The sequence below is a fragment of the Bacillus cereus group sp. BfR-BA-01523 genome, assembly GCF_022662615.1.
Classification (GTDB): Bacteria; Bacillota; Bacilli; order Bacillales; family Bacillaceae_G; genus Bacillus_A; species Bacillus_A mycoides.
Genome location: NZ_JAKUDX010000001.1, coordinates 87,796 through 99,760, shown reverse-complemented (window position 1 = coordinate 99,760; position 11,965 = coordinate 87,796). Strand labels below are relative to the sequence as shown.

Here is an 11,965-nt window from a genome sequence, read left to right as displayed (position 1 = left end):
GAGTTCTTGCTCGCCTTTTCATTTTTTATAATTTGTAATCACCGATTGCCTGTATTGGATTTTGAAGAATCATGTTGATTAACTGATGGATGTGATTCAATATTTCCTGTATTTTCTCCGCTTCATATACGGTTTGATCATATCCAAACTTTATTGTAAGTTTCTCTTCAGGGAAGCACATAATTCCATACTTTACATGAGGCTCATCAACAACTTCGTAATCTGTGATGGCAAAATTTCTGTTTTCATTTGAAGAAAAGATAGCTGAGTTAGTCGGATAGTTTTCAAAAACCCAAAGATGGTCAGTCAACTCAGTTTTTAATTCACTTTGTTTTTGTATATCAACAAATGAATAGTATGCATACTCATTACATTTCAATGTTTCTAGTTGTACTTTTTGCAGGAAGTCCACAAAAGATTGCGTTTCTGTCCATGCTAGTCGGATAGGCAAAACATTTGTGAACAGACCGAACATATTTTCAATCCCTTCTACTTCGGGAGGTCTGACTGATACTAGATTAGGTAATACTACTTCTCTCATTCCGTTGTATTTGCCAAGCAATATTCCCCATACAGCTAGTAATGCCGAATTCATAGTTATATTATTTTTAGTTACAAATGTCTGTAACTGATTAGTCAAATCCTTATCTAAGGTTAAATCCATAAATGTGAAATTTAACCCTTCACTTTGAGTTGGTACTTTCTTTTTAGGAATACTAATTTTCCGATTGTATCCTGATAAATAATCCCGCCAAAAATGACGTGCTTTCTCATGATCTCGTGCTACAGTCCAATCTATGAATGTCTCAAAAGGTTTCACCATAGGTAACTCTGCCGTAGTTCCCGCATTTATTGTTTCATAGAGCTGGAATAATTCGTCTATCAAAATGCTGACGCTCCAACCATCACATAATAGATGATGGGAACTCCAAACCACCTTATGCTCGTTATTTTCTAGTTGGAATATACAGAGACGGGTCATGAGTTCATCATTTTTGAATCCTTGACTTAAATTTTCATTCATCCACTGGTCTAGGAATTCTTGCTGTTCTTGTTTCGTCATCTCAATCAAGTTTTTTATCTCTGAAATCATTTGAACATCATGTAGAACAGCTTGCCAAGGTTGTGCTTGTTCATCTTGCACAATTATCGTTCTTAAAGAATCATGACGATCAACTAATTGTTGGAAACACTGAATAAAGAGATTAATATCCACCTCCCCCTCAAGTGCCCAAATTGTTTGTTCGAAATATGCATTTGTATCAGGTTCAGTCGCAGCATGTTCATAAATAACTTCCTGGAAAGGTGCCAATGGGTAAATACGTTCTATTTTTATTTCTGGCATTTTTTCTTGTATTTTGATAAGTGTATGTTGATTAAGTTGTTTATCTTTAACATTTAGTAATGTAACTTTATTATCGTTCATTTTGTTTACATCACTTGTTTGCGAATTTGGAAGATGATCAAGCTTTTTAACAAATTGAACCATGTCTCCTAATATAGGAAATGAAAATAAATTTTTTGGCTCCAGCTCAAATCCTTGTCTATACAGTCTGACGGAAACTTGAATCGCTTTTATCGAATCTCCACCTAAGGCAAAGAAATGATCATTTACTCCAATCCGATTTACTTTGAGTACTTCTTGCCAAACACTAGTTAATATTTTTTCCATTTCCGTTTTTGGAGCAATAAATACTTCATTTGTTTGTTTCTCCGGAGTAGGGAGCGCTTTTCTATCTAATTTCCCGTTTGGAGTCAAGGGCAATTGTTCCAAATAAACAAAATAAGAAGGAATCATGTAATCTGGCAAGTGATCTCGCAAATGCTTTCGAAGTTCTGTTGTACTAATATTTTTCTCAGTTACCACATATGCGACTAAAAATTTTATACCATACTCATCTGTCTGATCAATCACTACTGCATTTTCGGCTTGTTTGTAAGTGAGAAGACAATGGGCGATTTCTTCTAATTCTACTCGATATCCTTGAATTTTGACTTGATAATCTTGGCGGCCTAAAAATTCAATATATCCCTCAGGATGCATTTTTCCACAGTCTCCTGTCTTGTAAATAAGACCAAAATCAGGATGTGATACAAATGCTTCATTTGTTTTCTGTTCATCATTTAAATATCCTTTAGCAAGGCCCACTCCCCCGATATATAAATCTCCAATTACACCAACAGGGCACATTTTCTTTTCATAGTTCAACACATAATACGTTTGGTTTGCCAAAGGTATCCCGTATGGAATACTCTTCCAATGCGATTCCACCTGTTTGACCGGATAATAAATTGACCAAATCGATGCTTCTGTTGCTCCTCCGAGTGAAACTACTTCCGCAATCGGAAAATGTCGTTTTATTTTTTCTGGTAAAGAAAGTGGAATCCAATCTCCACTATGTAAAACTAAACGCAAGGAAGAATGTTCAAAATGAGAACCTACTTGATCTAATGCCAAATCCATAATTGCAGGTACTGTATTCCAAATTGTAATTCCTCTACGTTCGACAGTACGGATTAATTCTTGCATGTCTCTTGGGTCACGAATCATTACCAACATTGCACCTGTGCTTAACGTTCCGAAAATATCGTATACAGATAAGTCAAAACACATAGAAGAAATACCAATAATACGATCATCTTCATTTACCTGATATTTTTGATTAATATCTTGAATGGTATTTGCAACCGCTTGGTGAGTAATAATTACTCCTTTCGGTTTCCCTGTACTTCCTGAAGTGTAGATAATATAGGCAAGATCTTCCGGACCAGCAATAGCAGGCATATCTTCTGTTGTGTATAATGACAAGCGGTTTTCTGCATAAAGACTAGGTTCTAATAAAAGTTTGCATGAGCTATTTTCTAAAATATATGTTTGGCGATCTGAAGGATGGTCGGGATCAATCGGAACATAAGCGGCACCTGCTTTTAAAATACCTATCATATTAGCAATTGTGTCAACTCGTCTTTGTGCTAAAAGACCAACCTTGTCACCTAGACCAATTCCTTGTTCTTTTAAAAAGTGCGCAACTTGATTGGAGCGCTTATGAAGCTCCGAGTATGTTAAGTAGTCTTGTTCAAAAACTACTGCTACTTCATCCGGTGTACGTTTTACTTGGTCTGTAAATAATTGATATAAAGTAGTCGACGGTATTTTTTCTATTGTCTCATTGTATTGCTCAATTAAAGCATGGTCTAACTCTTTCATCTGCAAAGATGTTACGTCACTTTGTTTCACTAGTTGTTCCAATAAGTCAACAAATTGGTGAAACATCGCTTCTATCACATCAACATCAAACAATTCTTCAACATAGTTCCAGCTAATTAATAACTCTCCATTTTTTTCAATTACCACATTATCCAAATACACTTGTGGAGTCCGAGCATGAATATGGCGAAGTGAACCAAGTTGTTCCCAAGCAAAAGCCCCCGCACCTGCTAGCATCGAGGTGAAAACAATTGGCATAACTGCTTTTGGCGTCATTTGATGATATCGAGTAAAATCTCGAATGAAATTAACTCCATCGTAATGGCGATGTTCGAGACCATCTAATAAAGTAGATTGCGTTTCTTTTACTCTAGTAAAGAAAGATTGATCTGGATTCACATCAACATCCAACAAGATGAGTGAAGTGAAATCTCCCACAATTTGCTCTACTTCTTCATGAACAGGATAACGGTTAAATACAGTCAAATTAATTGCCAATCGACGTTGATTACTCCAATATGCCAATACATCACCATATATTGTACAAAGCAGAGCCGAAGGAGTTACTTCTTTCTCTTGTGCTAACTTTCGTAGCTTTGTCCATATTTCATTGTCCAGGATCTTATTAAGTGATTGGAACTTAGGGGTAGCAATCTCTGCCGGATCCTTTTTTAACAGCAAAGAAGGCGCAAACGGAAAGTCAGGAAGCTTACTTGTCCAATAATCTTTTGCTGTTTTATATTCTGTACTTTGTTCCAGTTCATCATAGATAAACATGTAATCTTGAAAATCAAAAGATAGAGGTTCTAACCTTTGCTCTGGTTTATAATAATAATGAAACAAATCCTGTCCAACGATGTTCATGCTTGCTCCGTCCATTAATAAAGCATCGTATCGAAAACATAATAAATACGTGTCTTCTTTTAAAAGAAAGGCTTTTAATTCAAACAAAGGCCATTGCCCTAAAGGAAATACATGATTAGTCATTCGAGAACGTTCTTCTTGTAAGCGAGCATTTTGATTCCTATCATCTAAATCTATGAGACTTACTATTTCAATCTCGTAATCAGGAACGCTTTGTAATATTTGCTGTTCTCCCTCTGGTAAAATTACAGCTCGTAACATCGGATGACGTTGAATTACCTTTTGAAAACTTTTTGAAAGACGATTGATATTCAATTCTGTTTCATATTCAAAATAAGTTTGAGGTGAAATACCACTTAATTCAAACTGTGAATTCCGTCCTAACATGTACGCTGTCTGAACCTCTGTTAAGGGAAATGGCTTAGACAAATCTTTAACATGGGTTGGTCTATTTTCAAAGTTTTCCGTTTTATGCTCTAACTTTACACAAGTACTAAGTTGAGCAATCGTGGGATGCTTAAAAAAATCTGTTGTACTTATTTTTAAGCAGTCTTTTCTTAATAAATTAATTACCTGAAGTGCTTTAATCGATTCTCCTTTTAAAGCAAAAAAATTATCATGAATACCGATTCCCTCAATCTCCATAACTTTTTCCCATGCATGCACCAATTTTTGTTCAATTCCATTGCGCGGGGCAACGTATGGAATTGATACATAATCTGTTTGTGTTATATCTAATAACCTTTTCCTATCTACTTTCCCATTTGGATTCAACGGAATCTCTTCCACCTGAATCATTTTTTCAGGAATCATAAACTCAGGTAATTTATCACTTAAATATTTTCTGATTTCATCAAAAGAGACCTTATTATCCGATACATAGTACGCAGCTAATAATTTCCTATTTCCATATACTTGATCAACAACGATAGCTTGGTTTATTTCTGGATATTCCCTTAACTGGCTTTCGATTTCTCTTAATTCAATCCGATATCCCCGAATTTTTACTTGATGATCCATTCGACCTAGATATTCAAGTTCTTCATTAGGCAACCAACGAACGAGATCACCCGTATGATACATCATTTCTCCTGCCGTAAAAGGACTCGGTACAAACTTTTCATCTGTCAGTTTAGATTTCCCAAGATACCCTCGTGCTACCGCCACGCCACCAATGCAGAGTTCACCCGGAATTCCAAATGGTTTTAATTGACCATACTTATTAAATATATAGGAATGATAATTCGGGTTGGGACTTCCAATCGTAACTTCTTTGGCAGAGCTCAAATCCTTTACTGTTGCACAAATGGTTGTTTCTGTAGGACCATAAATATTTAAAATTGTCGCTTCACTGATGCATCGAATTTTTTCAACCAAATCAATGGAAAATGCTTCTCCTGCTAACAAAATAGATTTTAAATCGTTTAGAAAATTTGCCCCTTCTGGATCACTCAAAATCACTTCCATTCGCGATGGCGTTGATTCCCATAAATCCACCTTATGTTCTTTGACCAAATAAGCCAATTCTTTTGTTGCGAACTGATCCTCTGTAGCAATAACTACTTTCGAACCTTGTGTTAAAGGCAGACATATTTCTAACAAGGAGATATCAAAAGATACACTAGCAAGAAACAAGAATGACTGATTATCTTTTACTTTTTCTCTCATTACACTTAAAAAATGGACAAGAGATTTCTGTTCTACCATTACCCCTTTTGGATTCCCTGTCGATCCCGATGTGTAAATAACATAAGCTAAATCATTAGGATAACTTTCTCGAACTAAATTACTTTCCTCACCTTGGAAGAGATATTCCTCATCAAGATACAGCACTTCACCCGCAAATTGCGGCAATTCTACTTCTGTTCGCTTGCTCAGTAAACATTTCGCTTGACTATCTTGTAACATATATTCAATTCGTTCATTTGGATAGTTAGGATCGATTGGTAAATACGCTGCTCCTGCTTTTAAAATCCCCACCATGCCAATGATCATTTCCAATGACCGATCTACCATAACCCCAATAATACTTTCTTTCGAAACACCTTTACTTTGAAGAATAGAAGCCAATTGATTTGCTTTTTTATTCAATTCTCTATATGTCAAAGATTGATTATTACAAACAACAGCAATTTGATCTGGGGTTTTTAACACTTGTTCCTCAAACAAATCTTGAAATGATTGAGACAATTCTATGTCCGCCTGACCTTGATTCAATTCTTCTAGCAACTCTTTCTCTTCTTCTGAAATGATACAAATATCTTTCACAGCCAAATTCGAATTTGTTGACACTTGCTTTAAAACATAAAGATATGAATTTGCAAACTGTTGCAAAGAAGAGAATGAATGAGACTTGAAAGAAATTTGAATTTCAAATTCATTATGTATTTCATTCCATTTTCTTTGTATCCAGATGGCTAAATTATTCTCTGCATATTCTTCTATCGAATTTTTATTATGTAATCCTTCCATCCCAATAACAATTTGAAAAGGAGTTAAATGGTGTTTCGCTAATAATTCAGAGAGTGGATAACTCTGATTGTCATACCCGAATAAAGTCGTTTGTTCAATCTGATTTACTACTTGTTTAAAGCTGTGATGCGGATGGATTTCACTTCCTAAAGGAATCAACTTATTAAGATTCTCGCTTTGTTCAATATTTTTTTCAATTACAGGAATACCAATAGTAATCCTTTCTTGATCTGTATAGTGTGCCAAACAAATCCTTAACGCGGCCTGTAACCAGCTAAATAATAATAAATCTTGAGACTTAATTACTTTTTGTATACTTTTACTAAACTCTACATTCATTATGACTTGAACGTGCTCGCAAGGATTTTCTTTATTTAGTTGGTAACCGCTATTAAATACAGAAAAATCGAGAACCTCGGAAGATAACTGCTCCTTCCAAAAAGCCTCTACCCCTTTATTTTCATGAATCGAACTTCGATCTTTAATGTGCATTTTTATCTTTATCCCCCTAATATTCATTTCATCTATTCGTTAATTTTCAAGCCAACTTCAAGCCCATGGAGAAATACTTGATGGTTATCCAAACATAAAAATTGCTGAATCTCTTCAAATTTCATATGACCAACTGAACAAACACCTAAATTCAATGTCTCAGCCACCATATTTAAGGTAGCAGTGATAATACCAGACTCAATACAAGCAAATAAATATCCATCTGAACCGTATTTCGGGATGGAAGCGTTCGCATTATAAACCAAATAAACTGAAAAGGCAGACTGAGTAAATAAATCTTGGTTAATTGACTCATGATCACTTTTGATTACTTGATCAATATTATTTACAATAACAAGACAGTTTTTTGATGGGTTATAATAATAAAACCCAGCTTTCATACCTTCTATACGTTTTGGTTTTATATAAATAAAGATATCAATAGGGTAGAGTCCGCCTGCACTTGCGTAATGATAGTATATATTTTCTTTCCTAACCTGTTTTAGAGTTGATATGAATTGGGAAAATTCTAAAAAACTAATATGTTTTTTCATATCAAATTGGCGACAAGACCTACGTTCCTTGATTATAGTGGGTAACTCATTTGTTGTTTCAAGTTGAATTTCGGTTGACCGCACAGCATGGTGTGTTCGATTCAATTGTTGACTCATATACTTATCTAAATCTTCTTTAGAAAAGCGAATCTGGTTGCTATATGGATTCGGAAAAATCTTTTCTTGTGTGGAAAATACTTCTCTTGGGGATAATATGTTACTTACTAACACACGATTTTTTATCATAAGCTCTATTGTTTTTTGTGTCTCTTCTACATTTCCTAACGAAAAGTGCTCTACTAGTTCACTAATTTTCACACCTTTTTGAGTCAAAAAATAAAACTCAGGAAACCATTCAGACAGAACGCCTGCAAATCTTGTTTCTCCTATCAAAATTTCATTATGCAACTTCTCCCAATGCTTAATAGGAGACCAGTAATAAATTTGCTCGCTCATATAACCCTCCATAAATGTTTTACTTATTTTCAAAATACAATTTTCTAATCTACAAAAATAATCTTTAGATTCTGCCCCTTGCCTCATAGTGATTATAAATACATGTACTTCAACGAAGCTTGAGAATAATAAAATAACTTTTTCTTCATTAAATTTTTTTATTTCATCATAAAAAATGATTTTTTATTAGACATTTCACATCCTTTCCCATAGTAATCCTATAAGGTATAAACCATTTAGAACATTGAGAATTTTCATGTATTTCCAATGTGAAATTATTGTAATGGATTGGAAAGCAGATGGAAATAGTTATTAAACAAAATAATATTGAGAAAGTTTCATTTGTTATAGCGATAAAATTTTCTAATGAGATTTATTACAAATAGATTAAGAAAAGAATTCGAAATTTTTCTTTAGAAGTTAGTGTAAAAATGCACATACTATTACATACAAGTGAGTTACTAACATATCGTATTTAAAATAGAGAAAAGACACCATTTAAGGTGTCTTTTCTCTATTTTAATTCCATATACTTTTGCATCTTTGCTATTTTTTAAACGATTTGTAGGAATTAATACAACTCGAACATCTAGCCCGTTAGATGTTCGAATATATAATAAAAATTATATAAATTAAGAATGTGCTTCAGATAATTTTATAAATAAATACAAAGATATCTTCTCCTCCTACTGTTACAATAGCAATAATTTCTTGTCTATTTTCGTTATTAAATTGTAATATAATTACAGTATGTGAAATTATATTACTTTAACTTTAAAAGCGAAGTGAAAACAACCTTCACTTCGCTTTTTTCATTTGCAATCCCTATTCAATTTGCTTAATTCAGTATATACTTTCACATTATTTGCTTTTATTTAATCGGTTTCTCTGTTTTTAAAACTAGTGAACTTAATGCAGGAACTTTAATTTTATTGTCATGGACAACGTAAAGTGTTTTACTTCCCGCCTGATTCTCGTTTACTAGCACTTTCCATGGACCATTCGATGGAAGTATTATGTCAACGGCTTCCCTATTTGCATTGTGAGCCACCATAAAGTATTCGTTTTTATTCCCACTTCCCTTTCCATCTATTGTATAAGCTACAACATTTTTGGGAACATCGATAAAAGCTACATACTTTTTAATTTGCTCTGCAGAAGTCATACGAAAAGCTGGGTATTTTTTGCGTAAATCTATTAAGCCCTTCATATACTCTACTTCATTATTAAATGCTGCACGGCGTAACCAATCCATCTGGTTAATAGAATCAGGAGATTTGTAACTATTATGATCACCATATTTTGTGCGCATAAACTCTTGTCCTGCATGTAAGAATGGAATACCTTGTGATGTTAATAAAATAGAAGAAGATAATTTATGCATTTGTTTTCGCATTTCTTCACTGTCACCTGAATTAGTCAACTCAAGTTTATCCCATAAAGTATGATTGTCATGTGCTTCCACATAAGTTAGCACCTGCTCCGGATCTTGATAAGTAGACGAATTTGTATCATAGTCAATACCGGCTGTAATGCCTTTTTTAATACGGTCTTCCATGTTTTGCTTTCCATTTACAAAACCATTTTCTTTCTCCTCAAATACACTACCTTTCAATCCATCACGAATATTATCGTTAAAATGAGCAATCCCTTTCATTTTCTCCGCATTTTTTTGATTTGCTTTCAATTCAGCTGCAAGAGGTGTATTTAAATCCCAGCCTTCTCCATGTAGAATAATAGAAGGATCAATTTGATTAACAGCTTTACGTATCTCATTCATCGTTTCATAATCATGAATACCCATTAAATCAAAACGGAACCCATCTAAATTGTATTCTTTTGCCCAGTATGTGACGGAATCTACCATAAATTTTCTCATCATCTTTCGTTCTGAAGCGGTATCATTCCCTACTCCAGTTCCATTTGCTAATGTTCCGTCTTCATTATAACGATAATAGTAACCTGGAACTAACTTATGAAAATTTGATTCAGCGGCATTATACATATGGTTATATACTACGTCCATCACAACACGAAGATTATTATCATGCAATGTTTGAATCATTTGCTTTAATTCAGTTATTCGAACAGTTGGCTCAAAAGGATTTGTAGAATAGGAGCCCTCTGGGACGTTGAAATTTTCCGGGTCATATCCCCAGTTATATTGTGGTTCATTTAAATTCTCTTCATTTACTGAAGCATAATCAAATATCGGTAAAAACTGAACGTGAGTAACACCAAGATCTTTCATATGATCAAGTCCTGTTTTTACACCTTCAGGCCCTTTTGTTCCTTTTTCTGTTACACCTAAATATTTTCCTTTTTGCTTAATACCACTTTCAGGTTGAATGGAAAGATCGCGTACATGCAATTCATAAATAATAGCATCTTCCGGATTTTTAAATTTTGGCTTTTTATTTGCTTTCCATTTTTTCGGATTTGTTTCTTCTAAATCAACAACCGCACCTTTATCTCCATTTACAGAAGCAGCACGCACATACGGATCAACCGCTTCAGTCCACTTATCCCCAATTTTCACCTTATACGTATAAAAGAGACCTTTTTGGTTCCCTTTAAGTTCTGCTTTCCAAGTTCCCTTTTCACCTTGCTGCATGTTTATTTCAGTACCTATTTTATCGCTCCATTTTTTATATGTAACTAACTTCGCTTCACTCGCAGTAGGAGCCCATAAACGGAACTTTGTATGTTGCGGAGTATATATATTCCCTAAATCATTACCACCATAATAAAATAAATTATCAAATTCCTCGCTACGAATGACTTTACCGATTTCAGTATTCGCATCAGCTAAGTTTGCTATTTTAACTTTGTATGTTTGTTTTAAATCAATTTTCTGTTCCGTAATTATTTTAACCTTATTAGTAATATCTCCACTATTTTTATCATAAGGACTAATTCCCTTAATTTTAACGCCTTCAATTTCAATTTTCTGTTCCTTACTATTAAACGGAATATTAGTATTTATAGTGATTTCATTAAAACTATCAATAGTAGCTTTTTGAATAGAGAGATCAGAAGAAGGCTTAGAATCATATACTTTTTCATCACCCGAAAGGATCCATACTTCAGCACGACCATCCCTTATATTTTCAACCCAGTGATCACCTCCATCTTTTTCCCATTCATTGGTACGAACTATAAACCCTACACGATTATAGTCACCATCTATTTTTATCTTAGCGTATTTTCCAAATTCATCTTCACCAGTAAATTCATAAGATTTACCGTTTGCATTTTCTCCCCATACCCAAAGATTCCAGTCTTTTGTATTTCCAGATTTCTCTTTGTAATGAATGATAACTTCAGTTGTTTTCGAATTTGAAACTGCCTTCACACTCTGAAAAGAGAAAACAGATGATAACATAACGATTATGGTAAGTAATAAAAACGATTTGTTAATTAATTTTTTTGTAATTTGCACCACATACACCCTTTCTTTAAATAGTACGAGCTATTTATTATGCTCATACTAAATTACACTGCTTAAATTAATGTAGAAATCTCTTTTACTTCACCCCCATATTGACTATTTTCACGTATGTATTTCAATGATCTTTTAATACGAAAACGTTTGCATTAATGCTTAAAAAAATAGATTTTTTTCCTTCATATAGTTGTAAATACTAAAAGATCAGGGAAATCATTTTAAAGCAATCGTTTGTTATCGCTTTCATTTTATAGCACTTACTATTAAGAGGTCAATATATTATTAATTTTCTGTTTTTATATCCTTGAAATCTTATATATTTGTCGTAACTTATTGAAGATAGATGCCTGATTATTGCTTAGTAATTTTATTTTCACTAATACATTGCCACGTAAAAAAACAGCTAATATCTTAATATGATATTAGCTGTTTTTTATAATGTATTAAGATATGAATAAAAACTATATTTCT

The 11,965-nt window shown here is 33.6% G+C and carries 3 protein-coding genes and 1 pseudogene; all 4 read right to left on the bottom strand.

Going from position 1 to position 11,965, the window contains the following annotated elements; translation table 11 throughout:
- Window positions 1–25: 25 nt before the first annotated feature.
- Entirely contained in the window at window positions 26–7,036 is a 7,011-nt protein-coding gene (locus MR066_RS00445; protein ID WP_242245578.1) for a non-ribosomal peptide synthetase, read from the bottom strand.
- A 32-nt stretch (window positions 7,037–7,068) separates the two neighbouring features.
- Window positions 7,069–8,046 (bottom strand): SagB/ThcOx family dehydrogenase, encoded by a 978-nt coding sequence (locus MR066_RS00440; protein WP_242245577.1) that lies wholly within the window; start codon window positions 8,044–8,046, stop codon window positions 7,069–7,071.
- Between the two features lie 527 nt (window positions 8,047–8,573).
- Window positions 8,574–8,651, bottom strand: a pseudogene (locus tag MR066_RS27465) (DM13 domain-containing protein); the annotation flags it as partial.
- 266 nt (window positions 8,652–8,917) lie between these two features.
- Window positions 8,918–11,488 (bottom strand): type I pullulanase, encoded by a 2,571-nt coding sequence (gene pulA, locus MR066_RS00435; RefSeq protein WP_242245576.1) that lies wholly within the window; start codon window positions 11,486–11,488, stop codon window positions 8,918–8,920.
- Window positions 11,489–11,965 lie beyond the last annotated feature (477 nt).

Bases quoted from the DNA above. Each gene is read 5' to 3' on its own strand.
- MR066_RS00440 (WP_242245577.1), bottom strand. From the start codon at position 8,046: ATGAGCGAGCAAATTTATTACTGGTCTCCTATTAAGCATTGGGAGAAG.
- MR066_RS00445 (WP_242245578.1), bottom strand. From the start codon at position 7,036: ATGCACATTAAAGATCGAAGTTCGATTCATGAAAATAAAGGGGTAGAG.